Source organism: Psychrobacillus antarcticus (assembly GCF_029533155.1).
GTDB classification, from domain to species: Bacteria; Bacillota; Bacilli; order Bacillales_A; family Planococcaceae; genus Psychrobacillus; species Psychrobacillus antarcticus.
The window spans coordinates 52,026-78,050 of sequence record NZ_JAIZDB010000017.1 but is presented as its reverse complement, the minus strand read 5'-3'; the positions used below and the strand labels follow the sequence as shown (position 1 = coordinate 78,050).

General features: G+C 36.6%; 23 protein-coding genes. 9 read left to right on the top strand and 14 right to left on the bottom strand.

Annotated elements, in window-relative coordinates; all coding sequences use genetic code 11:
* Positions 1-64 precede the first annotated feature (64 nt).
* On the bottom strand, positions 65-721 hold the full coding sequence (locus tag LDK52_RS10650; protein WP_277585946.1) for a Dph6-related ATP pyrophosphatase: 657 nt from the start codon (positions 719-721) through the stop codon (positions 65-67).
* A gap of 115 nt (positions 722-836) precedes the next feature.
* On the opposite strand from LDK52_RS10650, the gene LDK52_RS10645 reads away from it, so the two are divergent.
* A complete protein-coding gene (locus tag LDK52_RS10645; protein WP_277585945.1) occupies positions 837-1,169 on the top strand; it encodes a DUF5658 family protein in 333 nt (110 codons plus the stop codon).
* A gap of 9 nt (positions 1,170-1,178) precedes the next feature.
* Here LDK52_RS10645 and LDK52_RS10640 read toward each other — a convergent pair whose 3' ends face one another.
* A complete protein-coding gene (locus tag LDK52_RS10640) occupies positions 1,179-2,210 on the bottom strand; it encodes a M23 family metallopeptidase (protein ID WP_407081811.1) in 1,032 nt (343 codons plus the stop codon).
* Between the two features lie 824 nt (positions 2,211-3,034).
* On the opposite strand from LDK52_RS10640, the gene LDK52_RS10635 reads away from it, so the two are divergent.
* Positions 3,035-3,214 (top strand): hypothetical protein, encoded by a 180-nt coding sequence (locus tag LDK52_RS10635; protein WP_277585943.1) that lies wholly within the window; start codon positions 3,035-3,037, stop codon positions 3,212-3,214.
* A 102-nt stretch (positions 3,215-3,316) separates the two neighbouring features.
* Here the strand turns inward: LDK52_RS10635 and LDK52_RS10630 are convergent, their stop codons facing one another.
* From LDK52_RS10630 to LDK52_RS10605, 6 genes are all read right to left on the bottom strand, one after another.
* Positions 3,317-4,018: a gamma-glutamyl-gamma-aminobutyrate hydrolase family protein gene (locus tag LDK52_RS10630; protein ID WP_277585942.1), complete on the bottom strand. Its 702-nt coding sequence runs from the start codon at positions 4,016-4,018 to the stop codon at positions 3,317-3,319.
* Positions 4,019-4,571: 553 nt separating this feature from the next.
* A complete protein-coding gene (locus tag LDK52_RS10625) occupies positions 4,572-6,635 on the bottom strand; it encodes a beta-galactosidase (RefSeq protein WP_277585941.1) in 2,064 nt (687 codons plus the stop codon).
* Positions 6,636-6,737: 102 nt separating this feature from the next.
* The gene (locus LDK52_RS10620; RefSeq protein ID WP_277585940.1) at positions 6,738-7,577 is read right to left on the bottom strand and encodes a galactooligosaccharide ABC transporter permease GanQ; all 840 of its coding nucleotides are present in this window, start codon (positions 7,575-7,577) and stop codon (positions 6,738-6,740) included.
* Positions 7,578-7,582: 5 nt separating this feature from the next.
* Positions 7,583-8,839, bottom strand: coding sequence for a galactooligosaccharide ABC transporter permease GanP (locus LDK52_RS10615; RefSeq protein ID WP_277585939.1), 1,257 nt, complete (start codon positions 8,837-8,839; stop codon positions 7,583-7,585).
* A gap of 113 nt (positions 8,840-8,952) precedes the next feature.
* On the bottom strand, positions 8,953-10,224 hold the full coding sequence (locus tag LDK52_RS10610) for a galactooligosaccharide ABC transporter substrate-binding protein GanS (RefSeq protein ID WP_277585938.1): 1,272 nt from the start codon (positions 10,222-10,224) through the stop codon (positions 8,953-8,955).
* Between the two features lie 155 nt (positions 10,225-10,379).
* Positions 10,380-11,372: a LacI family DNA-binding transcriptional regulator gene (locus LDK52_RS10605; protein WP_277585937.1), complete on the bottom strand. Its 993-nt coding sequence runs from the start codon at positions 11,370-11,372 to the stop codon at positions 10,380-10,382.
* Between the two features lie 277 nt (positions 11,373-11,649).
* Here LDK52_RS10605 and LDK52_RS10600 point away from each other — a divergent pair, with 277 nt between their 5' ends.
* The 4 genes from LDK52_RS10600 to LDK52_RS10585 are packed head-to-tail and all read left to right on the top strand — an operon-like array spanning position 11,650 to position 16,366.
* On the top strand, positions 11,650-12,837 hold the full coding sequence (locus LDK52_RS10600) for a galactokinase (RefSeq protein ID WP_277585936.1): 1,188 nt from the start codon (positions 11,650-11,652) through the stop codon (positions 12,835-12,837).
* Complete coding sequence (galE, locus tag LDK52_RS10595) at positions 12,834-13,829, top strand: UDP-glucose 4-epimerase GalE (RefSeq protein WP_277585935.1); 996 nt, start codon at positions 12,834-12,836, stop codon at positions 13,827-13,829. Before LDK52_RS10600 ends, galE begins: the two co-directional genes overlap by 4 nt.
* Positions 13,830-13,831: 2 nt before the next feature.
* A complete protein-coding gene (locus LDK52_RS10590; protein WP_277585934.1) occupies positions 13,832-15,313 on the top strand; it encodes a UDP-glucose--hexose-1-phosphate uridylyltransferase in 1,482 nt (493 codons plus the stop codon).
* Between the two features lie 12 nt (positions 15,314-15,325).
* The gene (locus LDK52_RS10585; protein ID WP_277585933.1) at positions 15,326-16,366 is read left to right on the top strand and encodes an aldose epimerase family protein; all 1,041 of its coding nucleotides are present in this window, start codon (positions 15,326-15,328) and stop codon (positions 16,364-16,366) included.
* 250 nt (positions 16,367-16,616) lie between these two features.
* On the opposite strand, the gene LDK52_RS10580 is transcribed toward LDK52_RS10585, so the two are convergent.
* The 4 genes from LDK52_RS10580 to LDK52_RS10565 form a co-directional block, all read right to left on the bottom strand.
* On the bottom strand, positions 16,617-17,804 hold the full coding sequence (locus tag LDK52_RS10580) for an ROK family transcriptional regulator (RefSeq protein ID WP_277585932.1): 1,188 nt from the start codon (positions 17,802-17,804) through the stop codon (positions 16,617-16,619).
* Between the two features lie 308 nt (positions 17,805-18,112).
* The gene (locus LDK52_RS10575) at positions 18,113-19,006 is read right to left on the bottom strand and encodes an NAD-dependent epimerase/dehydratase family protein (RefSeq protein ID WP_277585931.1); all 894 of its coding nucleotides are present in this window, start codon (positions 19,004-19,006) and stop codon (positions 18,113-18,115) included.
* A 1,363-nt stretch (positions 19,007-20,369) separates the two neighbouring features.
* Complete coding sequence (locus LDK52_RS10570) at positions 20,370-21,590, bottom strand: helix-turn-helix domain-containing protein (protein WP_277585930.1); 1,221 nt, start codon at positions 21,588-21,590, stop codon at positions 20,370-20,372.
* Between the two features lie 155 nt (positions 21,591-21,745).
* Positions 21,746-22,225 carry a metal-dependent hydrolase gene (locus LDK52_RS10565; protein ID WP_277585929.1) on the bottom strand — a complete coding sequence of 160 codons (480 nt, stop codon included), beginning with the start codon at positions 22,223-22,225 and terminating at the stop codon, positions 21,746-21,748.
* A 197-nt stretch (positions 22,226-22,422) separates the two neighbouring features.
* Here LDK52_RS10565 and LDK52_RS10560 point away from each other — a divergent pair, with 197 nt between their 5' ends.
* On the top strand, positions 22,423-22,830 hold the full coding sequence (locus LDK52_RS10560) for a hypothetical protein (protein ID WP_407081810.1): 408 nt from the start codon (positions 22,423-22,425) through the stop codon (positions 22,828-22,830).
* Between the two features lie 71 nt (positions 22,831-22,901).
* Here LDK52_RS10560 and LDK52_RS10555 read toward each other — a convergent pair whose 3' ends face one another.
* Both LDK52_RS10555 and LDK52_RS10550 read right to left on the bottom strand, forming a co-directional pair.
* A complete protein-coding gene (locus LDK52_RS10555; RefSeq protein WP_277585927.1) occupies positions 22,902-23,564 on the bottom strand; it encodes a ribonuclease H family protein in 663 nt (220 codons plus the stop codon).
* 344 nt (positions 23,565-23,908) lie between these two features.
* Positions 23,909-24,784: a helix-turn-helix domain-containing protein gene (locus LDK52_RS10550; RefSeq protein WP_277586083.1), complete on the bottom strand. Its 876-nt coding sequence runs from the start codon at positions 24,782-24,784 to the stop codon at positions 23,909-23,911.
* Between the two features lie 48 nt (positions 24,785-24,832).
* On the opposite strand from LDK52_RS10550, the gene LDK52_RS10545 reads away from it, so the two are divergent.
* Positions 24,833-24,958 carry a hypothetical protein gene (locus tag LDK52_RS10545; RefSeq protein WP_277585926.1) on the top strand — a complete coding sequence of 42 codons (126 nt, stop codon included), beginning with the start codon at positions 24,833-24,835 and terminating at the stop codon, positions 24,956-24,958.
* 82 nt (positions 24,959-25,040) lie between these two features.
* A complete protein-coding gene (locus LDK52_RS10540) occupies positions 25,041-25,979 on the top strand; it encodes a putative bifunctional diguanylate cyclase/phosphodiesterase (RefSeq protein WP_277585925.1) in 939 nt (312 codons plus the stop codon).
* The last annotated feature ends 46 nt before the right edge of the window (positions 25,980-26,025 follow it).

The window sequence follows — 26,025 nt, the reverse complement described above, 5'->3', positions numbered from 1 at the left end:
TATGTATTTTCTTCCTTACAATACCCTTTTTCCATATTATTAATCAAAAAGAAAGCAGCTTTTTTCACTCAATTATAACTGGTGAGAAAATATAGTCTCCTTTTATTACAGCCTGCTCCATTTTTATAGGGATTCTATTTGAAAAGATTGGACCATCCACAACAACCGTATGAAATTCTCCTTTTTCTCCACAAGCGTCAATCCCTAGAGCTTCTAATTCTACGATTAACTCTTTCGAAAATTTTCTCCCAACAAATTCAGCAGGCATCATTGTAGTGTTTACAACGACAATCCAAGCCTCAAACCCTGCATCTAAGAGATCCTCCACAACTTTACGCCGAGGTTCCTTCCACAATGGATGCACCGCAACAATATCCGATTTCTCACAAGTATTTTGTACCCATTCTAAGTGACCCTCCAGATCAATATCTCCAAATACACCATGCGTAATTCCTTGGGCACGACATTCATCCATTGCATCTATAAATTGTCCCTCATAGGAATTCCAGCTTGCTTCTTTTATTAATAAAGGGACTCCTAAACTCTCCGCCTGAGCTGCCACTACTTCAAGCGGAAGTGCGTGGGATTTAGAAACTTCTCCCTCTTCTTCAAACATGGTTAGTAACATTTTCGGTTTCATCCCCATCTTCATTGCCCGGTAATAGGCCATGGCAGAATCCTTTCCACCACTCCAAGAAGCTACAAATGGAATATCTTTCAATTTGGCACATCCTTTCCTAACTTATTTCATTGTAATCTATTTTTGTAAATCAAGAATATAATCCTCCCCTTCCATCACATACTGAAAGAAAACAATGAAAGGAGTACACATTCTTTTGCATTCAATTTCTTCTACATTACCTCAAAATAAGTTAATAAAAATGAGCATTATTCTATTAGTGCTTGCTACATTGGATGCCCTATTTACCGATTTTGGGATTAAGAGTTACCATATAACAGAATCAAATCCGATTATGCGCAGTATATATGAAGTTAACGTAATAGGCTTTTATTTTATTAAAATTGCGCTTCCTGTTTTATTAATAGGTATTGTGACCAAATTAGAATCGAAACCATTTATACTAATTTTAATGAATTTAACCCTTTTTCTCTATGCAAGTGTGTTGATACTTCACCTTTTTTGGCTAACTCTTGCTTTTATTATGTAAATCCAGCAACTAACTTGCTGCTGGATTCTTTTTCGCTTGCTTTTCTTGCTGCTCCCAACGCTTTAATAATGGAAAAGGATCGTAAGCCCACTCTGTGCGACCGTTAAATTTATACATTCCATAATGTAGATGTGGCGGGAATTTTCCAGAAGTTCCCTGACGACCATAACCCGAACTTCCGACATAGCCGATAACAGTACCAGATTCCAAAATATCACCTTCTTTTAACTCCTTCGTATAACCGGATAAATGGGCGTAATAATGATACGTATTATTTACATCACGAATTCCAACACGCCAGCCACCGTAATCGTTCCAGCCCTTCACTTCGACAATTCCATATGTGGTCGATCTCACTGGTACACCATAGGAAGCGAATAGATCGATTCCTTCATGCATCCTTCGTCCACCCCAGCCACGACTATCCCCCCAAGTACTGCGGTAACTGTAATTATGCTGGAGAGCCAGTGGAAATGCACGTGCATCTAGGTCCACCGTATTGAAATGCTCATAAATTTTAGCGTTCGTCATGATCTGCTTAACCGCTTCATCTCGCGTATAATATTCCTTCAGCGTTTTCTCGAAATCTTCTTCCGATACGACGCGATCGATTAAATAATTAGTTAGCGTAAACATGACATCATCATCCTGGTTAAGATCAGCAAAACCATCATTATTCCCATCCAGCCCTCTACCATCAAAGAAAACGATGGATGTGCTATCCCGATCATCTCTTGTGGGATTCAATACACCAACCCAAAAATCATCGGAAAATTGAAAAGCCACAACCCCGTCTCTTTTCGGGAGATCACTTCGAACCTCTTGCAGATTACGTTCGTATTGGTCAATCGCTGCCAAGTAATACCACGGTAGCATTTCACTCGAAAACTTTTTATAGTAATCCATGCGCAGTTCCAAAATCTGCTCCCGCGTCGGTTCCTCCTCCGCTGCCAAAACACTTGTGGAGAATAAAAACGAAAGCACACAAACAGAAAATCCTAGCCTCAGCCAGTTCTTCACAGCTAATACCTCCTTATTCATGATTCAAATAGCTTTCCCCAGAAAAAATATTTCATGAATGACATTTTTTCGGCAAAAAGGAGAATAATAAAAACGACTGCTTTAAAAACAGTCGTTTGTGATATAACTCGATATAACATTTTTTATCATTTTTTATGAAGTCGTTTCTGTTGAATGGAGCGCAAGGCGGCGACTCCAGCGGGAACAGCAAATGTTTTCTGCACCGAAAGCGAAGCGACAGGTACACCGAGCTGAAAGCCCCGCATGAACTTTCGAAAGTAAGAAAAACCGGACAAAAAAACGCCCGGTCCTCTAGGATCTAAACCTGTTTCTACTGTTTTCGAAGGGCTTTGGACAGACTTATTGCTATATTATTACCGTTTGATTTTTTAAAGATGCCGGTCGTGACTGAAGTCACGACCAGCATCTTTTTTTCTCGGTAATCTTATGGCTATTAACTGTCCGTCGCCCTTCTACAACTTTTAGTAACGGGTTAGTTCATTTTTGGGTAACTAGAGAAAAGATACTATCCTAATAATTGAGGATAGATGATGACAGTCTAAGTACACGACATCTTGTCGCAACGACTGCCTGACCCGCATCGTGCGGGCCCGAAGATGCAATTTCGTTCGCTTTCTCGCTTCTTTATTTAGTAAACACTTCCTAATTCTCTTATTACCACTATATAAAAGAAGATCTCATTTCTTCCTCATTTATTCAATAGTCGATTTTATCCCTATATTAACTTTGTCTACTCTTATCGTCTTAGCGATAAGCTCTGCTAATCTTCTTATCGAGTACTACTCACTTAATTGATTGGAGTGAAAGGTGGCGACTCCAGCGGGATGAGTGAGACAGATGAGACATCACATCGACGCGGAGCGACGGTGATGGCTCATTGCTCACCCCGCGGAAAGCGTCCACCTGAAACGGAAATCAGTAGTATTAATCATTCTTTCAAGTCCCATGAATCCAGTGTACACGGTACATTTTTATATACGTTCTTATCTTTGGACAAAGGCTAAGAGCGTCACATCGTGTGGCAACGCCTTCGTGACCAACATCCTGTTGTCCCGAGGAAGATTGAAGCCGCACCTGCGGAAATCAACTTGGTTAGGATTTCAATATTATTTCTTACACGCCTTCATAAATGCACCAAAAATCGCAAGCGAACTTGCATCCCCATTTGCTATTAAGCTCTCTGGATGCCACTGAACTCCCATTACAAATGCATGATTTGTGCTTTCAAAGGATTCAATGACACCATCACTAGCAACACCATTTATCATAAAACCTTCTGGCATATTTCGAAGTGCTTGATGATGGTAACTATTCACCTTAATTTTATCCACTCCAACAATTTCCCGTAACAATGACCCTTCCGTCACTTGTACAAAATGAGAGCCATGCCAATTCGGAGCTTGCTGATCATGCTGTAATAATGACGCATCTTTTTGCGAATAAATATCCTGATACATATCGCCACCCATCGCAATGCTCATAATCTGGGCGCCACGACAAATTCCTAAAATAGGCTTATTCAATTCCAACATCTTTTGAATAAGTGCTAGTTCAAACTGGTCCCGCTCGGGCACAATATTACCCAATCCAGGAAGTGGCTCCTCCCCAAACAAGGTTGGATCAATATCTCCACCACCAGTTAATAATAGACCATCAATAACTCCGGCAATTTCCTCAATTCCATCTCCAACTAGATTTGGCAGCACGATCGGAACACCGCCAGACTTTGTGATTGCACGTACATTACTCATCGGAACTGACAGCAAATCCTCTTTTAAATTGGACGAAACTCCAATAATAGTTCTCATTCCAGCCCCCCTATTATATTAAGTTTTATATATTCTCTCATTATAATATATATGCTAAATCTTGAAACGATAAGTTTTATGCCTATTATCTTTTTAAAAAAGGGTTGTACAGTAAATGACGTTGGTGAAGAAAACCTCTATCCCTTTTAAAGGAGATGAGGAGGTATAAGCTTGAAAGTCTTTTGTCTATTTATATGTAATTCAAAGGTGTAATACTAGTTGTTTGGAGTATAAGATGGCGACTCCAGCGCGAGCTGAAGACACCACAGGAGCGTACTTTTCGCGACGAGGAGGCCTGATGCCGTGCCCGCGGAAAGCATCCACCTGGAATGGAACATATCGGGATACACGAAGGACTATCCAAAAAATCAGCTTTACTGACTCCTAGGATAGCCCCTACAATAACTAAATTATAGTTGGCTACTATTCTTCACCAAAGTCATTTGACAAAGAACCAAAAAAAGTAGCTAATTACTTAAATTTATAAGTAACAAGCTACCATTTTAATGGAATTTGGGATAAAACTTTTAGAATCTATTACGATGTCTTCAATTTAACTATTAGACTTTTCAACAATTCTTACTTCATACTTGCGCAACACTACTTCTCCAACCAACTCTTCACCTGTAACCATATCTGTTACTAATGATTCAAATAGGACGGGTTGGTTTTGTTCCGTAAAATTCATCACGAAGATATAGTCACTTTCAGCAGAACTTCTGACCTGTACAGAAACGCCCTTTTCGTGTTTGACGTTAGAAATAGGTGCAAGATTCAATTCTTCGATCAACGTTTCATAGAAATCCTTTTGGAAGGCATCTTCTAGACGTCCACCAATATAGTAGGCCTTTCCACTTTGATATTGATGGCTAGTTATTGCCGGTGAGTTAGCATAAAAGTCTTCTACGTAAAGACCTTCTATGTTGGCGTTTGTAAGTTCAATAACTGTCGCATAATCCTTTAAAGAATAAGTTTTATTATGATACGTTATAGTATTTTGATCTCTCGGATATAATGTATCCGTTTCAACAGGCTTGATACCAAATATCTCTTGAAGATCTTTGTGCCAACCACCTAAATATGCTAAATCATGCTCATTTACCAATCCGCTAATATAGGTCATCACTAATGTACCACCGTTTGAAACAAACGTTTTCAAGCGAGAAATCGTTTCTTCGCTTACTAAATAGAGCATCGGCACAACTAATAATTTGTATGCGGAGAAGTCCTGCTCTTTAGTAATAACATCTACAGGGATATCCTTTTCCCAAAACGTGCGATAATGATCCTGCAATGTTTGGGGATAACGTTTGGTCTCTAATCCAAACCCTTGCGCATCATTTAGTGCCCAGTTGCTCTCCCAATCATAAAGTAGGCCCACATCCGCTGGACGGTTGGTACCTACGATATTAGACAGTTTTTCTAATGTTTGACCAACTTCTGCAACATCTTTAAATACTCGGTTTTCTGCACTATTATCATGATCTACTACAGCACCATGGAATTTTTCAGATGAGCCACGTGATTTTCTCCATTGAAAGTATAGAATACTATCTGATCCATGAGCAACCATTTGCATCGCTGACAGCAAGTGCATACCCGGACGCTTCGTCTTATTGACCTGATGCCAGTTAACTCCACTTGGGGTAGATTCCATTAATAAGAACGGTTGCTGTTTAAGACTACGGTAAAGGTCATCTATAAAGGCTACCTTCATCGCTAAATCCCCGGTACTTTCCCAATCATTATGCCAAGCTGGGTATGCATCCCAACTTATTACATCTAAATGCTTAGCAAATTTGCTATAATCTAGCGCCTGAAAAGGTATTAGGTCATTTGTATCAGCCATAAAGTTAGTTGTAATTGGAACAGTTGGTGTTAATTCTCTTAATGGAATAATTTCATTTTTATAAAAAGAAATAGTCTGATCGGTTATAAATCTTCGCCAATCCAAATTTAATCCATGAACCATACTTTCTCCAATGGAAGAAGGTGATTCAATTTGTGACCAATCAGTTATTGTATGGCTCCAAAATGGTCCCCACCAAGCATCATTTAAAGCTTTTAGCTCACCATTATATTTGTTCATTAACCAATTTCTAAAAGTATCCTGGCACTGATTACAATGGCATTCGCCACCATATTCATTGGAAATATGCCACATGAGTAAGGCAGGATGATCTCCGTATCTTTCTGCTAGTAGTCTATTAATCTGCTGTGTTTTTTCACGATAAACTTTAGAAGTGAAACAGTGATTATGTCTGCCTCCATGTAGTTGCTTTACTCTTGAGCCATCTACCCTTAATACTTCAGGATACGTTTGAGACATCCAAGCAGGGCGAGCTCCACTAGGTGTAGCCAAAATTACTTTACCACCGATACTATGAATATTAGAGAAAATTTCATCCAACCATTCAAATTGGTATACACCCTCTTCAGGTTCCAGTGTACTCCAAGCAAAGATGCCTACTGAAAATGTATTTGTATGAGCTAACTGCATTAGTTTTACATCGTCCGCCAAAATATCTGGGCGGTCTAACCATTGATCAGGATTATAGTCTCCTCCATGAAGCATAAATTTCGCTTCACTAGTGTAAGATTTCTCTTGTTTTGACATTTTAAACTCCTTTGTACAACATTTATTCTTAAATTTGAGTGCTTCTTGGGACCTAAAATCGTTTATTCATAGTTACATATTTTCAAGATTGCTTTAGTATTCTTAACCCTTCGTTCCACCAGCTGTTAAGCCAGAAACGAAGTATTTTTGTAGCATTAGGAAGATAATTGCCACCGGTATACTTAAAAGAATGGCGCCAGCAGCAAACGTCGTGTAACTTGCTCCCATGACATCATTCACTAATTTATATAATCCTATTGGCAAAGTGTAGTATTCGGGTGACCTTAAGATGACTGATGATAATATGAAGTCGCCAAGTGGACCTGTAAAGCCATTCATAGCTACAACTGCTACCATAGGTGTAGATAATGGCATAATGATTTGTAAGAATATTCTGGTGTTACTAGCACCGTCAATCTTAGCGCTCTCATCTAAATCCATCGGAATCGTGTCCATATACCCTTTCATCAAGTACGTATTCATAGGAATTTGTCCACCAATATAAAGTAAAATTAGTAACCAATGGCTATTCATCATCCCTAAAAGTTGCGCTAAAACAAATAGAGCGATCAAAGCAGAAAATTGTGGAATCATCTGTAGTAACAGGAATAATGTTAGAGCATTTTTTTTTCCTTTAAAGCGAAATCGTGAAAATGCATAGGCTGTGAAAGAAACACTCACAATAGTTCCAATCATCGTAAAGAAACTAATCTTCAATGAGTTTAAGTACCACTTGCCATACTGTAAGCTATCCTTACCAGCAAATAATTCCTTGTAGTGATCTAACGTTGGATTCTCTGGAATAATAGACATACTGATTAGACTATTCCCAGGGTTAAAACTAGCTCCAATTGTCCAAAGTAGTGGGTAAATAATAATGACTGTCATAAAGCTTAAAATTAAATAAGTAGCAAGGCGGCGTAAAAAAACTCTTCCTTTCATGTTGATTAAGCCCCCTCTTTAAACGAATTTGTTCGTCTGAACTGCCAAAGTGCAATTGCAATAACGAATACAGATAATAAGATAGTTAATGCTGCTGCTAGTGAGTATTGACTTGATTGCATGGTCAATTTATAAATCCAAGAAACCAAAATGTCCGTTCCTCCAGCTGTTGAACCAGGAACAGCTGGCCCACCACCATTGAATAGATAAATAATATTAAAGTTATTAAAGTTAAAGGTAAACTGAGTAATAATAATTGGAGCCATTGCGATTAATATCATTGGCAAAGTAATATTTTTAAATTTTGCTAGAATGGAAGCTCCATCAATCGTCGCTGCTTCATAAAGGTCTTCTGGAATAGATTGAAGGACACCCGTCGTAACGATGAATATATATGGAAAACCAAGCCAACCTTGCATAAGTATTAATGCAACTCGCGTCCAGTTTTCATCAGTTAACCAAGGAATAGGATCGATACCAAACATCGCTAAAATATCTAGATTGATGGCACCAAAAGAATCATTAAATAATCCGGCAAATATTAAAATTGTTACAAATCCTGGAACCGCCCATGGAAGGACAAGTACCGTACGGAAAAATTTCTTAAAACGAGTATCTTTTTGATTGACGAGTACTGCCAAGAATATTCCAAGGCTAACCTGGAGCGTAGATGCAACAATCGTCCATACCACTGTCCAGCCTAATACATCAAAAAATGTAGAGCGCCAAATATCTACAGTGAAAATATCTTGAAACGTCTTTAATCCAACCCAATCTGCTAAATTAGCGGGTGGAGAATGGTACAAATCATAATTTGTAAACGCTAATGCAAAACTAAATAGGATTGGAAAGATCACAGCAAAAATTAGTATAAATAGAGACGGACCACTCACAACATATGGATATCCCTGCGAGATTAAATTCTGATATTCCGCTCTAAGTGTATTTAGTGGTTGGTTGTTATCTCGAGATTTCCCATTTTTATATGCATCTCTAAGATTTAAATAATAGAAAGCAAGTCCGAAACACGTCACAATAATTGCAATTATCCCTTCTGCCAAAAGGAATATTGAGTTATCTCGTGGCACCTCTGTTCCTAGCGTAAATAGACCCCAAAATCCCATATTCAATAGATCTGCGAACACTGCAATAAATGACACACCAAAAACTAAAAATAAAAGACCTTTTATCCACTGCTTATTGTACATTTGTCCAAGGCCGGGTATAACAGACAAGAGTAACGCTATCTTTCGATGTTGCATCTAATTCACCTCTTTATATTACGACCAGTATTTACTGGCCCATTTTGTCGTAATTATAATAAATGGCGTCAAACCATAATACTGTTTGACACCACTTATTTTGGCTCTACATATTATTTATGCTTAGCTTCAATTTGACCCGAAATTGTTTTAACTGCTTGATCTAAAGCAGCTTTTGGTTCTGCTTTGCCTGTTGCAATTGTTTGTAACGCAGAATCCGTTGGTGTCCAAACTTCATTCATTTGTGGAATATTGGGCATCAATACAGAGAAATTCGATTGCTCAGCAACCGCTTTAGCCGCTTCACTTTCCGTAACAACTGGATCACTAGCTAAAGCAGCTACAGCTGGAACCTCTTGCGTAATTTCATATCTCTTTTTAGAGTTTTCTTCATTTGCAATGAATTTAACAAATTCTTCTGCAAGCTCTGGGTTTTTAGAGTACGAACTTACGTTGTAGCTTTTTACTCCAATGAACGCAGTCATATTTTTACCATTTGAAAGCTCGGGCAATTTTTGAACACCAAAATTTACGCCTGCTTTTGTAAATGGCTCAACATTCCACGGTCCTGAAATGATTGCTGTAGCTTTTCCTTCTGTAAATAAGGATTCAATTACACTAATTCCTTGCTCACCAATAATTCCTGATGGGAATAGTCCCTCTTTATAGAACTTCTGAATATATTGTGCACCTTCGACAGCACCTGCATTATTAAGACCGATATCAGATGGGTCATAGTTTCCATTCTCGTCTTGTGCAAAAATATAACCACCATAAGCACTTAATACGCTATTTGCATAATAGATTTGGTCAAAAAGAGCTAGGAAACCAAACTTTTTACCATCTGCAACGCCCTTAGAATATTCATACCAGCCTTCTAAAGAAGTTGGTAGCTCTGCTTCTGAAATAAGGTCTTTATTGTAATAAAGCATCGTAGTTTCAACTGCTTTTGGTAATCCATAAACTTTTCCATCTACTTTTTGAGCTGCCATTGCCGCTTCTGTATAAATACCTTGAGTAGCGTCATCGACATTTAGTTCTTTTATTAAACCTTCTGTAACAGCTGTCCCAGTCTGATCACTTGGCATAGTTAGAACGTCTGGTCCAGTACCAGCTGGCCCGTCTAAACGTAAATCCTCAATTTGTTTCGTATATTGTTTTTCAACCATCGTAACTTTTACATCATGTTCTTTTTCAAAAGCGGCAATGGCATCTTTAATACCCTCACCTTTTAGAATATCCTCCCAAACAACTAACTCTTTTGGTTTTTCTTCTTTACCTGTATCTCCACTTTCTTTTCCATCATCTTGTGGTCCACAAGCTACCAAAGATAAACTTAAAGCAATACCGCTCATAATGCCCAAATATTTTTTATACATTTTCATTGATACTCCCCCTCTCAAAATATAAGCCAAATCTCATTCGAACTAATGAAAGCGTTTTACAAATATTAGTTTAACACCACAAGAAAAATGTGTAAACAAAATTTTCTATATTTTTAGTAAAAACATTCACAAAAATACATTAAACTATTACTAACTTAATTTGTACTCTTTCTAATGACCAATTCTGCTCCAAGATATAGGGTTTTGACAATCTTTCTCTTTTCTAATACTTGCTCTAAAAGAAGTTTTACCGCATTTTTACATATTTCTTCCATATCAATATGGAAGGTTGTTAGCGGGGGAGATACATACTTTGCAACACTTACATTGTTAATACTAATTACACTTACTCTATTCGGAATCGCTACCCCACACTCATTCAATGCCTGTAGACAACCAACTGCAATGGGATCTGCAGCTATAAAAAATGCAGTAGGCAGTTGGTCCCCCAAGGTTTCAATTGCTTCGGTCATCAAATTATATCCGTTTTCCACTGAGAATCCTCTACGGGTAAAAACATTATTTTCCTCCAGCAACTTTTTTTCTTTCATATACGTTCTAAAGGCTTGTTCTCGAGTATCCATTTCATCTTCATTGGTATTGGGATTATGGTATGTCCCTCCGATAAACCCAATGTTGTTATGTCCTTTATCGATTAAAAAGTCTACTGTTTTCTTTGTCATCTGTACTAAATCAGGTTTGACTGAATCATAAAAATTAGAGTCAGGTGTAGAATCGATAAAGACTCCGTTAACCGTTATTTTTCTAAGATACTCTAACTCTTTTTCTGAAAAAGTACCTACTGCAATGAAACCATCGGTAGTATCTGGAATTAGGTTTATCCCATCTGTTTTTTTATATATTGTTAGATCAACATTGCGCTTTTTCGATATACTTTCTATTTCCAGCCTCATTGATTTAAAGTATTCATCTTCTAATTCTTCTTTATCAGTTAACCAATACAAAAATGCGATATTCTTCACTAAAAGTCTCACTTTTTTCTTTTGATACTCTAATTTTTCTGCTACTTTAAAAATTTTTTCACGTGTCTCTTCAGGAACTGATAAACTTTGATCATTGTTTAGTACACGAGAGATGGTTGATATAGAATATCCACTCTCTTCAGCAATATCTTTTATTGTTGCCACGTTTCCCTACCTCCAAATTCTTGATGAATAATGATATTTCTAAATATTTTATTTAAGTTTAAGTAAAATACTTTACTTAATTTTACTACTTTTTTTCTTTTTAGGCAAGAACCTATATACTTCTTGAAATAGTACTTCTTTTCCTGTTCCTTGAAACATATTTAATATTGCGTCTTCTTTGAAATCATAGTAAACTAGTTCTAACTTAGTTAAGTTAATTTATTAAGTTTTTCTACCTTAATCAAATTTGCACTTATCCATACTTTCAGGAGGCATTATGAATACTACAACAAATCTTCTAAGTGAATTTAAATCCATTTTCAATACAACTAAAGAGCCTAGAATATTTTTTGCTCCCGGTAGGATTAACTTAATCGGAGAACATACAGATTATAACGGCGGGCATGTATTCCCAGCTTCTCTCTCCTTTGGTACTTATGCACTTGGAGTAAAGCGAAATGACCAAAAGCTACGTTTCTATTCCTTAAACTTTCCAGAAGCAGGAATTATAGAATGTGATTTAACAAATCTATTATTTCATGAAAAACACAGTTGGGCCAATTACCCAAAAGGAATGCTTCTCTACATGCAAGAAGTGGAAAACAAGATTTTTCTAGGTGCGGACATTTTATACTACGGTAATATACCAAATGGTGCTGGCCTTTCTTCCTCTGCATCTATTGAGATGGCAACTGGTGTTTTACTAAACGAACTGTTTGAGTTACAAATGGAACGTATCCCAATGGTTCAGCTTGGACAAAAGGTAGAGAATAATTATATTGGTGTCAATAGTGGTATTATGGATCAATTTGCGATTGGGATGGGGAAAAAAGATCATGCTATTCTTTTAAATTGCCAAACCTTAGAATATGAATACGCACCCTTTGTATTAAAAGAACATGTCATTATGATTATTAATACAAACAAACAACGCACATTAGCTGGTTCAAAATACAATGAACGACGTGCTCAATGCGAGGAAGCATTAAAGGACTTGCAGAAAGAGCTATCAGTTAGTAGTTTAGGCCAATTAACAAAAACTGACTTTGAACAGAAAAAACATTTAATTACAGACACAGTTAACCAAAAAAGAGCAAAGCACGCTGTATACGAAAATGCCCGAACACTAGAAGCACTAGAGAAATTGCGAAAAGGGGACCTACCAGGTTTCGGTAACTTGATGAATGAGTCTCACCTTTCCTTAAGAGATGATTATGAAGTTACAGGCTTGGAACTGGATACTATAGTTCAAGCCGCTTGGGAACAAAAAGGCGTGGTAGGTGCTAGGATGACTGGTGCAGGATTTGGCGGCTGTGCGATTGCGATGGTGGAAAAGGACCAAGTGGAAGAAGTAAAGAAAAATATTAACACTATTTATCATGAAACTGTTGGGTATGATGCAACTTTTTATATAGCTACAATAGGCGATGGAGCAAAAGAAATTTCAAAGGGAGAGATAATATGAGTATTTTAGTATTAGGAGGAGCAGGTTATATTGGTTCCCATGCAGTTTACCAACTAATCGACCAAGGTGAAAATGTTGTAATCATAGATAATTTAGAAACGGGTCATTACGAGGCTGTCCATCCGCAAGCTACTTTTTACGAGGGAGATATTCGTAGTTTCGAATTCCTAAACTCCGTATTCGAGAAGGAATCTATAGAGGCAGTTATTCACTTTGCTGCAAATTCTTTAGTTGGAGAATCGATGGAAAAACCTCTTAAGTATTTTGATAATAATGTTTATGGTACACAGGTCCTACTGCAAGTCATGGTAGAACATGATGTGAAGAAAATTGTTTTCTCGTCCTCCGCTGCTACTTATGGTGAACCTGAATCTGTACCTATTATCGAAACTATGCCAACTAACCCCACAAGTACTTACGGGGAAACAAAGCTTATAATGGAAAGATTAATGAAGTGGACGGAGCAAGCCCATGGGATAAACTATGTTTCTCTGCGTTATTTTAATGTAGCTGGAGCAAGAGAAACTTCAGAAATTGGCGAAGACCACACCCCTGAATCACATCTTGTACCAATTATATTACAAACTGCACTCGGTCAGAGGCCCTATATCACTATTTTTGGGGAGGATTATGATACCGAAGATGGAACGTGCATTCGTGACTATGTACATGTGGAAGATCTAATTAATGCTCACCGATTGGCTTTAGACTATTTAAGAGATGGCGGTCAAAGTAATATATTTAACCTTGGGAGCAACCAAGGATTTTCTGTAAAGGAAATGATTGAAACAGCCCGTACTGTAACGGGGAAAGAAATCCCTGTTAAAATAGGTTCCAGAAGAGCTGGTGACCCAAGTATTTTAATCGCTAGCTCTGCAAAGGCACAAGATATATTAGGTTGGAATCCAACACATACTTCCGTTACGAAAATCATTTCGGATGCATGGAACTGGCACTCCTCGCATCCTACCGGCTATGAAAAGGAAGTGTAACAATGATTTTTCAGAATCTAGCGGGACTGTTTCAAAAAGCTTTGGAAGTAAAGTTAATAGAAACTGCCGATTTAAATTACGTTCGTAATAAGGTGATCCAGTTACTAGGAATAGATTCATATCCAGAAGAGTCTATCTTACCTATAGAAGATAACATTCCAAACCTATTAGAAAACATAATTTCTTATGCTGTCGAACAAGATGTAATAACGGATATCTTGGAAGATAAAGAAATTTTATCCGCAAAAATAATGGACTGCTTTGTTGCAAGACCTTCCGTTATTAATGCAATTTTCAACGATAAGTACAACGAATCCCCAGCGGAAGCAACCGATTATTACTATAACTTAAGTATAAATAGCAATTATATTCAGATGAATCAAATCAAAAAAAATATTTCCTATAAAGTAGATACTTCATATGGTGAAATGGATATTACGATTAATTTATCCAAGCCAGAAAAAGATCCTGAACAAATACAGCGGGAACGTATGATGAAACAAACATATAACTATCCTAAATGTCTTCTTTGTAAGGAATGCGAAGGCTATACAGGGAGAACCGGATACCCAGCCAGAGCAAACCATCGAATTATAAATGTCCCTTTAAAGGGGGAGGATTGGTATTTACAATATTCTCCCTATGTGTATTATAACGAGCACAGCATTTTGCTTTCTAAAGAACATCGAGATATGAAAATTGATAAAAATACCTTTGAAAGATTGCTTCAGTTTACAAATAAATTCCCTCATTACTTTATCGGATCCAATGCCGATTTACCAATTGTCGGTGGTTCCATTCTAAGTCATGATCACTATCAGGCTGGGTGCTATGATTTTGCAATGACTCTGGCAGAAGATGCTTTTACCTTTACATTGAATGCCTTTCCGGAAGTTAATGCATCTGTTGTCAAGTGGCCAATGTCTGTTATTCGTTTAAAAGGAACTAAACAAGAAACTCTTGTTTTAGCAGCAGATCATATACTTCAGAACTGGAAAAATCACTCAGACGAGCTAGCAGATATCATTGCTTTCACTGATGATACTCCACATAACACAATTACACCGATTGCAAGAAATCGTGATGGTTGCTTTGAAATCGACCTTGTGTTGCGGAATAATCGCACGACTGATGAACATCCCCTTGGAATTTTCCATCCACATGCGGATGTAAATCATATTAAGAAAGAAAATATCGGACTAATCGAAGTAATGGGCCTTGCCGTTTTACCCCCCCGCTTGAAGGATGAACTGAATGAAATCAATGCTTACCTACTAGATGAAACTAGTAGTGTCGCAATGTATCATCAGGAATGGGCAGACCAGCTAAAATTTAAATATGGTTCTATAACTGATTTCAAACAGGCAGAAAACATCTTACATCAGGAGTTAGGGAAAAAATTTATAAGGGTGTTGGAAGATGCAGGCGTATTAAAGAACCAAGAGTCATTTGAACGATTTATTAACAAACTAAATAATAAATAGGCGGATAAATATATGCATATAGAAACGAAAGAAATTCTGGGAAAATGGAAAGAATATACACTTACTAATAACCATGATATGACAGTCAGCGTACTAGATTTCGGTGGAATAATAACGAAAATTCTTGTCCCAGATCGGAACGGCACCATAGAAAATGTAGTACTCGGCTATAAGGAATACAAAGATTATGAGGAAAATCCTAATTTTTTTGGAGCAATCATTGGACCCGTTGCTGGAAGGATTAAAGCCGCTTCATTTGAGCTTGATAACAAAACTTTTAACTTAACAGCAAATGATGGGCTTAATCACCTCCATGGGGGTCCAGAAGGGTTTCATCAGGTTATTTGGGATGTAAGCTCCTTTAAAACTGATGATACAGTCGGTTTAGTACTGACTTATAAAAGCACAGCTGGTGAGGCGGGTTATCCTGGTAATGTAGATATAAAAGTTACCTATACATTAACAGATAATAATCAGTTATTCCTAGACTATTTGGCAAGCAGCAACGAGAAAACTCTTTTAACTTTAACTAACCACACATACTTTAACTTATGTGGAAATTTAAAAACTACTGTGCATGAACATACTCTGTCTCTGGATAGTAGCGAGTTCGTTGAATTAGATGAGCAGTTAATTCCTACAGGTAGAATAGTAAATGTGAATGGGACACCTTTTGACTTTCGTGATGAACGTGCAATAGGAGCTGGCTTTAATGATGACTCTGAGCAAAATAAAATAGTTGGAAATGGTTATGATCATTATTTTATATTCGATAAAAACAGCGATACTCAAGTCGTGGTGAAAGAACCTATACAAGGCCGCATGATGACTGTAAAAACCACCCAACCAGGAATGGTTTTATATACAGCAAATGGGTTGAGTGAGGGATTGCCATTAGCAGAAGGATTATCTAAGAAATACCAAGGAGTATGTTTTGAAACACAAGCATCTCCAACCTCCTTACACTATGCTGAATTGCCAAGAATCATATTGAATACTTCGGAAATTTATCATCACCAAACTGTTTTTACTTTTAGCCTGATGGATTCATGAAAATAATAAGCATCGTAAACGATAAAAGGCCGGGACAGAAATCCAAAACAGCATTTTTCTCTGTGAGAAAAATGCTGTTTTTTTTGCTGTGCAGAAAATTGATTGCCACTCCGGGGACGCTTTCCACGGGCGTGGCCTGAGCCTGAAGTCTCAGGCATCACGCTTTTCCCGTAGGAGTAGCCCCTCATTCCAATCCATTTTATAAAATATCCATTGTTTAATAAGGATTTCTCCTTATCCAATGAAATTTCTACTTCTGTCCCAGCCTGTTTAAAAATGGATCAAATAATTCTACTAATAGTAGGGATACTGCACCCATTAATGTTGCATCATTACCTAGATTAGTAACAATAACTGTTGTTTCCTTTGCCCCAGGAGTGATTGCTCTTTCTTGGATAGTTTCAAGAATTGCAGGTAAAATGAACTTTTCACTTTTCATGACCCCACCTCCTAATACAATTTTACTGGGATTTACTAAATGTATTAAGTTGATAAGCCCGACCCCAATAACAGTCCCCGTTTCATATAATAGTTCGATGCAGCCTTCATGCCCACCTTGAGCGAGCTCAAATATTTCCTTACCTGTTATATTCCTTTCAATTTCCTGTATGCGTTTTGTCGCACGCTCTGCTATTGCTGATCCACTTACGAATGTTTGTAAGCATCCTCGATTTCCACATTCACATAATCTACCGTTAATATCAATAGTCATATGACCAATCTCCCCTGCAATTCCAAGTGCTCCTTGATATAATTTCCCATCAATTACTATCCCTGCTCCAACACCACGTCCAATATTAACAGCAACCATACTATCAACATTTCCGTGTCCTCCAAACCAAGATTCACCTAAAGCCATTGCTCTTGCATCATTTTCAACTTTGATAGTTAAATTAAATTCCTTCTCTAGCTCCGCTTTAATCGGAATATTACTTAAGTTTAAAATAGGTGCAACTAGTGATGTTCCAGTATTTATATCCACTACTCCGTGCATAGCTATTCCAATCCCAATAATTTTATCCTGATCAATTTTTGATAGCTGGAAAATTGTATTTATAGTTCCCTTTAATATAGCTAGGAATTGATCATTTGTAATAGGCTGTTTAAGTAAACTAGATGTTCTATACAGAATTTCACCTGCTAAATCTGTAATAACACCCTCCACCGTTTCTGGTCCAGCATCGATACCAATAACATAGTAGTTATCCGTATCGATATGTAGCATAGTAGGTTTACGACCACCGCTTGAGTGTCCCAGTGTACTCTCTCTTACTAATCCCTGCTCCATTAGTTCCTTTACAATACTGCTGACAGTCGGTGGAGTAAGTGTTGTATCCTTAGCAATTTGCGCTCTAGATATGGGTTCCGAAGTACGGATTTTATTTAATATAATTGATTTATTAACAGATTTCATTAATTGAAATGTACCTCGTTGCATTGAAAGTCCTCCATATGCCTGTATCATGAATTTATTGTAGCATAGGCAGGGTTGGTATTTATGGAAATGTACTAGAAATTACTCCTCCCCTTATACTAAGTAAAGATGAAGTTAACACTGCACTTGTACTTTTAGATAAAGCCTATGAAAATATTGAAAAAGGGAAATTTGACTTAAATAAATTAAAGAATTATAACGGTTGGGGTTAACTCCCATATACTTAGTGTTTCTTATAAAAAAAGTTATTCTCTCTAAGTAAGAATAACTTTTTTTATAAACAGATATTTACACTTGATTGACTATGAAGTTTAATCTTTACCTAATTCTTCAAGAGCTTCGCTTATTAACCCAGGCAAATACTCTTTTAAATCTTTAAATTCATATCCGTATGTCCTAGCTTTTTCATTACTGATCAACCAAGTTTCTGTAATATTATAGGGTGAATCGCTCTCTTCTTTCGTATCTGCAACCACTATCGCAGACTTCCCAACTTTTCTTTCCATATATTCAATCAGTTCTCCCATTTTTACATGGCCGTTAGAAGTCGCATTAATGGGACCTTCAAAATCAGATTGACCAACCCATGCTAAGAAATCGCCAGCCTCTTCCTCTGATATAAAATCCATTGCAGCTTCTAAGTTGACTAAATGTACATCCTCTTGATCTCTTACTTTTTGAATATAATAATTCAGTCTCTCTGTATAATCATTGATTCCAATTACAATTGGAAACCTTACTGCTACGACTGGAAAAGATGCACGCCCGAAAAATGCAGCTTCAGCTTGTCTTTTTCCTTCACCGTAAGAAAATTCTTCTTTTGGTCCTACAATCAATTTGTATTCAAAAGGATTGAAATCCGCTTCCGTGAATCCATTCTCTCCTCCGCCTTGTTCATAGACAGATTTAGAAGAGGTAAACACATACTTTTTCGTTTTCCCAGTAAACACGTCTATTGAATCGATCGCTTCTTGTGAGGAGTAGCATATTTGATCGAAAACAATATCCCATTCAGTACCTACAAAATTCTTCTGCATATCCCCTACATCTAATCTATCAACCTTTAAACGACTAACTTTATCTCCAAACGGATCCTTCACATTCCCCCGTGACGCAATTGTAACGTCAAACCCCTGTTTCAATAAAGATTCGACTAGCTGTACACCAAAAAATCTTGTTCCACCCAACACTAATGCTTTTACCATATATACATCCCCCTTATTTGTAGGTCTCTTTACTATCCCACTTCCACTAACTCTTAGTCAATATGAGAATATTCAATTTTCTGATTTTAGAATAAAAAAACCAGGCAAAGAAATGCCAAGTCCTCTAGGATCTAAACCAGTTTCTACTGGTTTCGAAGGGCTTTGGACAGACTTATTGCTATATTATTACCGTTTGATTTTTTAAAGATGCCGGTCGTGACTGAAGTCACGACCAGCATCTTTTTTTCTCGGTAATCTTATGGCTATTAACTGTCCGTCGCCCTTCTACAACTTTTAGAAACAGGTAAGTACATTTTTGGATAACTAGAGAAAAGATACTATCCTAATAATAGAGGAAGCTCACGAAGATGCAATTTCGTTCGCTATCTCACTTCTTTATTAGTAAACACTTACTAATTCTCTTATTACCACTATATAAAAGAAGATCTCATTTCTTCCTCATTTATTCAATAGTCGATTTTATCACTATATTAAATTGTCTACTCTTATCGTCTTAGCGATAAACTCTGCTAATCTTCTTATCGAGTACTACTCACTTAATTGATTGAAGTGAAGGGTGGCGACTTCTGCGGGATGAGTGAGACAGATGAGATATCACAGCGACGCGCTAGCGACGGTGATAGCTCATCGCTCACCCCGCGAAACGCGTCCACCTGAAACGGAAATCAGTAGTACCATTCATGCATTAAAAGTCCTGTAAAAACAATGTTCATGCTGTATTTTTATATACTTTCTTATCTTTTTAAAAAAACGAGCATAAGAAATGCCCAGTCCTTTAGAATCTAAACCTGTTTCTCCTGTATTCGAAGGGCTTTGGAAAGACTTATTGCTTCTAATTACCGTTTGATTTTTTAAAGATGCTGGTCGTGACTGAAGTCACAACCAGCATCTTTTTTTCTCGGTAATCTTATGGCTATTGACTGTCCGTCGCCCTTCTACAACTTTTAGAAACAGGTAAGTACATTTTTGGATAACTAGAGAAAAGAACCAATCCTATTCATAGTAGCTAGATGATGACAGTCTAAGTAAGCAACATTGTGGTGCTCCTGCGCAAAGCTCGTCGCAAAATAAAAAAACATTTCGCAACGACTGCCTGACCCGCATCGTGCGGGCCTGAAGATGCAATTTCGTTCGCTATCTCGCTTTTTAATCTAGTTAACACTTACTATTTCTCTTATTTCCACCTGAATATAAGAAAATTTACTTTTTTCATCCTCATTACAACATAGAATTTCTAATTAAAAGAGAGGTGGCGCTCTTAGCCTTTGTTCCTCCACCTGGAACGGAAATCAACAGTATACCAACAAATAGTAGTGGTACTTATTTTAAGCTGCCTAGAGGTTTATAAAATTTGAAACTGAACTGCTTTATCAAATTTTCCTTCCTCCTTGTAGAAATCGGAAAGCATGTTTGAAAAAAGCTTATGCGCAACTGTATAGCGCTCGTTTAAAGAAGTAAAGGGCAATAATTTTTCCTCTAAATAAGCCATTGCCTTTTTCTTTGTATGATCTAAAAGCAACAAATAAAAATTAGCATACATGTCAAAATGGACAGATTCAATTCTATTAGCGTCTTGTTTTAATAACTTGAAATTTTCTCTGCTTGTATCCCATTTCTCTAATTGGTATTCTGTTTGACCAAGGTTGAACACACATAACAGAAAATTCTCCGTGTCTCTTGGAATTTTTGTCAGACTTTTCTTAAAATAAGCTCTTGCAATAGAATAATTCTCCATTATATAATGTAAATCCCCGATATTATGATAAACCTGAGGTAGTAAAGAACTGCAGTTAAAAATTTCAGCGTTTCTTAACAAATGACCATATGTTTCTAGTGCTTTATCGTAAATCTTTACTTGTGAGTAATTCATAGAAAGCGAAAATAACGTGTTTAAAATTCTGCTGAAATTAAGCTGCGCCTTGAAATGCTCTAAGGCTTTTTCCCCATAAACAATTGCTTCATTGGATTGTGTTAAATAACCTTTCACAACCGCGACATAATAGAAAGCTTCTCCTTCAAAAATACCTAAACTACTATTTACTTGAATGATCTCCATTAGAATCTTATCAGCTTTAGCATAATTACCTCTTGATATTAATAATATGGAATTGAAGTAAGAAAGTAGGCACTCCTCATCTTTGGAAAAATTTTGTATCTGTCCTTGTAACCATTTCAATTGTTCCTCCGCTGACTTTAGCTCTTTTACAGTTAAATAGTATCTAAACTTATACAGCTCATACAAGTACATATAGTCCGTAAAGGCAATGAGATCCTTATAATTTTCTAATTGCACATAAGCAGACGACAACTTTTCTAATTCACAATATTGAAGGTGCGATACAAATTCTTCGAGTAAATGTCGAATATTACGTTCCCCATTTTCTACTTCACTAATATCTATCTTTAAACGTTCTAGCAGTAGTCGGTTAGTTTCAGCATTTCCTTCTCGTGTATTATTCTCAATTTTACTTAAATGCGCACTCGAACAAATCCCTGCGCAAAGTTTCCCTTGGGTCATCTTTTGCATTGTTCGGTAATATTTTATTAATGGACCTATTTTCATACGTTCACTTTCTTTCTGATTCTTCTTATACTCCTATAATAAGTTAAACTTCTTCATAAATAAAATAGAATTATTCTATCAGCCTTTTATGTGAGCCGAATCTAGGAAAAATAAAAAACTATTCCAAGGAATCTATCCATGAAATAGTTTGTAATTTATAAATATTTCCCAAATACACCATAACCAAAATACACCGAAAGTACCGACAATGCGGCAAATACCACGTATTCAACGGTTCCACCCGTTCGTGTTGTAATCGGAAATCGGACCGTTATTTTAAATGGAAACAATAACTTGATACCATTTTTCGTAGCCATGTCTAGTAATAAGTGACTTCCCATACCAACTAAAATGCCCAAAACGATAGATTCATTTTTGACAAAAGAGGTTAATAGAATAGCTGTCAAAACTAAACATAGTAAACTATGAGTGAATGATCGGTGTCCGAAAAGGGTGTTGACTACCTTAGATAATGCTTTAAATTTACGACCGATCGTACTGCCTCCATGACAAATATCTGGAAGGAGGGCACCAACTACCCCTGCACTAACTAATAGAATCGGTTCATAATTTGTCACTTGGGCAAAAGCAAGACTCGCTGCAAGACCGCCTATGATGTGTGTGTTTCCTGTCATGCTTGTATTCTCCTTTTTATTGTATGTAGACAATTATTTTACACTATTTATAGCTTAAAGGTTATCGGACATAGGTACTGACTCATGCTCTGTGAAACCGATTTTGTTTACGAGATGTGGTAATAAAACAATAAAAAAAGGCTGTTGATAAAGGATTGAGTTTGAAAAGAAATGGGTATATATAGATAAAGGGAGTGATGATTGTGGCAAACGGAAACAGAAGATCCATGTTAATAGGAGCAGCTACCGCACTTGCAGCAGTATTTTTGACAAGTAAAAACAACAAAGCACAACTAAAAACAGCTGTGAAAAATTCTAAAACGAAGATTGATTCGATGGTTTCTTCTAATAACACAAAACCAACTCAAATGACAAAGACAGGTTATTCCGACCCAAACGATCCAGATGATAATCGCATGGTCGAAGAGGGTGCTATGACAAGCGTTCAATATTATAATGAAAATGTACAGGATGCAAACTCAAAGGCTGAGGCAAAACAAGCATTTCCAAAATCGCAACAGAAAAAATTAGCTAAAAAGGTAGAATCTTTACCGGAAGACAACAACGATTCACCAGCAAAACAAGAAAATGCAGCACACTTATAAAACAATATAAAAATAACACCGGTGTCTCATAGGCACTGGTGTTTTCAACTTATGTACGTTTTTACAATCACTCAATCCCCAACTATTTCAATCACTGCCTGAATCTCAATACCATTCAAGGCCTGAGTCGCCAAACGGTCTGCTTCCCCGTTCATCTTCCTTGGTACCAACTCATACTCCGCTTGAATTCCTAGCTTCGTTAGCTTCCCTTCAATTCGATCTGCCCAACCAGTTAAATCTCGTTCAATTACGGGCCACTCGCCGTTCAAATGATTGATCACTACTTGTGAATCCCCTTTAAATCGGACTGGCAAATGATGAACACCTAGCAAATCCAGTTCCTGTAAACTTAAATGCATCGCAGCATATTCTGCTTCATTATTCGATTCTAAACCCGTCGTAGCAGCATTTCTTCTCAATCTATATGCCTTGCCATTCTGCTCATAATAAATGACACAGCCAAGTCCAGAACTTTTTGTTTCAAGATCATATCCTCCATCAAAATATACCTTCACATTATGTGGTTCCGTTTCAATCCCCTTCAAATATCCCTTCAATTCCTTTACTGTCCACGAACTATCGAACCGATCAACAAATGTCACCTGCTTTAGTCGACCTGTTCGCTCCATATCTTCCGCAAACAACAATGCCTGAGCAGCTGGAACTTCCTCCGAAAAGAAATCCATCTCTGCTCCTCGCTTTGTTTTATACACCCACTCTATTCGCACCTTCATCTCGCATTCCTCCTTACGTAGGTTTAGTATCTCCAGTGTATATCAATTTATGACGCTTCTACTACAATCAATAAAGTGAAAAACTCCGCTTTAATATAAAATAGCAGCCGAATTAATTTTCGACTGCTTAAGAAAATATCCATTTATGCATACACTACAGATTTTTTAATGGATATCTAGTATATTTGAAATGTAAAAAGGATTTAAAATACGATTAGTTAAGTAATTAGCACTCATTTGTAAAATGATCTTTTAGTAACGAATGCGTGTAATTATTAATTTGGAAATGGGGGAAATCACTCTACCAATAGAAACTTTATGAGAATCAAACCAAGACTCCCAGTCTACCGTAGAAATTGTTTTTTATTTTGATTAATCGCTTCGATATAAAAAGGTAATTCTTGAAACTCAAAGAAAAAAAGAGCTTGTTGATATACTTCTTTGATGTACTCTATAGGAGCCGCTTTCTTTTCTAAACATTGGCCTTTGTAGTATAGGAATTTTCCGGTTAAGAACATGAAGGAGCTTTCCTTTGACTTTTGAATTCCTTGATTTGCTGTATTTAGAGCTGCATCGAATTCTTTGAGATCATAAAGGATTTTACATTTATTAAATAAAACAGTTATTAGAGTTTTATATATTTTATAATCACTGTAGTTTTTGTGGATGTGCTCTTTTAATATTTTATTGTAATAAAATAGACATTTCTGACTCTCACCATTTTCACCGTAAACGTTAGCAATAGTATTATTAATTTTTATTTGCAAAAATCTGAACTGGATAGTGGTTGGATTAGAATAATTTAAAATACTTTTTAAGTTAACTATACATTCTTCTGGTGAAATAATTTTCAAATAATATCTAGCAGTATTTAAAATATAATCACAGTATAAATCTAACCAAATATTTTCTTTGTCAATTTGATTTGAATTAATAATCGATATTATTTTTTGATAATTATGCTCTTTTAAGTGAAATTCAATATCATTTATTAGTTCTTCACTTTCAAAAACGTTTTTATGGAATAGCATTTCAATAAAGTATTCTACTGGGACTTGTAGTTTTAAAGCTATTTTCAATAATGTATCTATTGCTGGGTACACTTCACCAGCTTCAATTCTACTAATTGTTGACTGTGTACAAATATCCTTTGCGAGCTCCTTTTGGGATATCCCTAATTCAGCTCTCAGTTTACTAATTTCTAAACCTAAGTATTTCATTTCCAACAGAATCACCCCATATTATATAAAAAAAGGACGGTAAAAAACATGAAAAAATTATCTATTATCTTATTAATCGTATTAGCAGTTGCACTTTATCCAAATGGAAACAGTGAAGAGGCAAAAACATTTAAACAACCAATTACTACTTACGATTTGCCTTTTACAAATTAATGATGACATGTCCAATAAAATTATTCTTTCTAATTTTATTGGATTCTCTAACAAAATCCAAAATATATAAGGAGAAAAGCCCATGCAGCCTACAGTAAATCTAGATGTAAATCAGACTTCACTACATAATTATAGCGCAAATAACAAAAATAATCATCCGAAAAATAGCATTTCTGATGTAAATAGCATCGAAGGAACTGTTAGCGATCAAGTATTTGCATCTTCCTTGACTGCACTAGAATTGGACCTTATATATGCAATAGATCGAAACGAGTTTGAATTGTATTACCAACCTAAAGTAGATGCGAAGAAGAGTTTAATCATTGGAGCCGAGGCACTTATCAGATGGAATCACCCGACATTAGGGTTAATCCTACCTAATGATTTTATTCCGTTGGCAGAAAAAATTGGATTTCTTAATAAAATTGGAAAATGGGTAAAAAAAACTGCGTGTGCTCAAAACAAAGCTTGGCAGGATGCTGGCTTACTGGCTATTCCAGTATCTGTAAACTTATCAGCTTCTCGCTTCATGGAGAAAGATTTAGCCAGCAGTATTAAGGAAATACTGGAAGAAACTCAGCTTGAAGCTCAATACTTAGAGATTGAAATTACCGAAACTTCTATTTTGAAGAATGAGGAAATTGTTTTCTCACTATTAGACGAGTTAAAAAATATAGGAATTAAAATTGCGCTAGACGATTTTGGGACTGGATACTCTTCTTTATCCAATCTGCATCATTTTAACGGAAAAATTGACATACTAAAAATTGATCGTTCGTTTATACAGGATTTAAGTATAGCTAAACAAGAGGATGCAAATTTCATCGTGCATATGATCCTTCAACTATCGAATCATTTACAAATGGATGTAGTCGCAGAAGGTGTTGAAACTTTGGAGCAATTGAAGGTTTTACAAAACTATAATTGCAACACGGTACAAGGATATCTGTACTCCAAACCATTGCCTGCAACTCAGTTTGTCGAGTTATTAAAGAAACAGAGGATAGAGCCAATTTGTTGAAAAATCTACAAAAGGCTCCCCACTATACAAGTAGGAAACCTCTAAT

Excerpts from the sequence above, each read along its gene's own strand:
- LDK52_RS10600 (WP_277585936.1), top strand. The coding sequence starts at position 11,650 with ATGAATACTACAACAAATCTTCTAAGTGAATTTAAATCCATTTTCAAT.
- LDK52_RS10570 (WP_277585930.1), bottom strand. The coding sequence starts at position 21,590 with ATGAAAATAGGTCCATTAATAAAATATTACCGAACAATGCAAAAGATG.
- LDK52_RS10590 (WP_277585934.1), top strand. The coding sequence starts at position 13,832 with ATGATTTTTCAGAATCTAGCGGGACTGTTTCAAAAAGCTTTGGAAGTA.
- LDK52_RS10545 (WP_277585926.1), top strand. The coding sequence starts at position 24,833 with ATGAAAAAATTATCTATTATCTTATTAATCGTATTAGCAGTTGCACTT.
- LDK52_RS10550 (WP_277586083.1), bottom strand. The coding sequence starts at position 24,784 with ATGAAATACTTAGGTTTAGAAATTAGTAAACTGAGAGCTGAATTAGGG.
- LDK52_RS10615 (WP_277585939.1), bottom strand. The coding sequence starts at position 8,839 with ATGCAACATCGAAAGATAGCGTTACTCTTGTCTGTTATACCCGGCCTT.
- LDK52_RS10560 (WP_407081810.1), top strand. The coding sequence starts at position 22,423 with ATGATTGTGGCAAACGGAAACAGAAGATCCATGTTAATAGGAGCAGCT.
- LDK52_RS10635 (WP_277585943.1), top strand. The coding sequence starts at position 3,035 with ATGAGTGAGACAGATGAGACATCACATCGACGCGGAGCGACGGTGATG.
- LDK52_RS10585 (WP_277585933.1), top strand. The coding sequence starts at position 15,326 with ATGCATATAGAAACGAAAGAAATTCTGGGAAAATGGAAAGAATATACA.
- LDK52_RS10620 (WP_277585940.1), bottom strand. The coding sequence starts at position 7,577 with ATGAAAGGAAGAGTTTTTTTACGCCGCCTTGCTACTTATTTAATTTTA.
- galE (WP_277585935.1), top strand. The coding sequence starts at position 12,834 with ATGAGTATTTTAGTATTAGGAGGAGCAGGTTATATTGGTTCCCATGCA.
- LDK52_RS10580 (WP_277585932.1), bottom strand. The coding sequence starts at position 17,804 with ATGCAACGAGGTACATTTCAATTAATGAAATCTGTTAATAAATCAATT.
- LDK52_RS10540 (WP_277585925.1), top strand. The coding sequence starts at position 25,041 with ATGCAGCCTACAGTAAATCTAGATGTAAATCAGACTTCACTACATAAT.
- LDK52_RS10625 (WP_277585941.1), bottom strand. The coding sequence starts at position 6,635 with ATGTCAAAACAAGAGAAATCTTACACTAGTGAAGCGAAATTTATGCTT.
- LDK52_RS10555 (WP_277585927.1), bottom strand. The coding sequence starts at position 23,564 with ATGAAGGTGCGAATAGAGTGGGTGTATAAAACAAAGCGAGGAGCAGAG.
- LDK52_RS10575 (WP_277585931.1), bottom strand. The coding sequence starts at position 19,006 with ATGGTAAAAGCATTAGTGTTGGGTGGAACAAGATTTTTTGGTGTACAG.
- LDK52_RS10640 (WP_407081811.1), bottom strand. The coding sequence starts at position 2,210 with ATGAATAAGGAGGTATTAGCTGTGAAGAACTGGCTGAGGCTAGGATTT.
- LDK52_RS10610 (WP_277585938.1), bottom strand. The coding sequence starts at position 10,224 with ATGAAAATGTATAAAAAATATTTGGGCATTATGAGCGGTATTGCTTTA.
- LDK52_RS10630 (WP_277585942.1), bottom strand. The coding sequence starts at position 4,018 with ATGAGAACTATTATTGGAGTTTCGTCCAATTTAAAAGAGGATTTGCTG.
- LDK52_RS10565 (WP_277585929.1), bottom strand. The coding sequence starts at position 22,225 with ATGACAGGAAACACACACATCATAGGCGGTCTTGCAGCGAGTCTTGCT.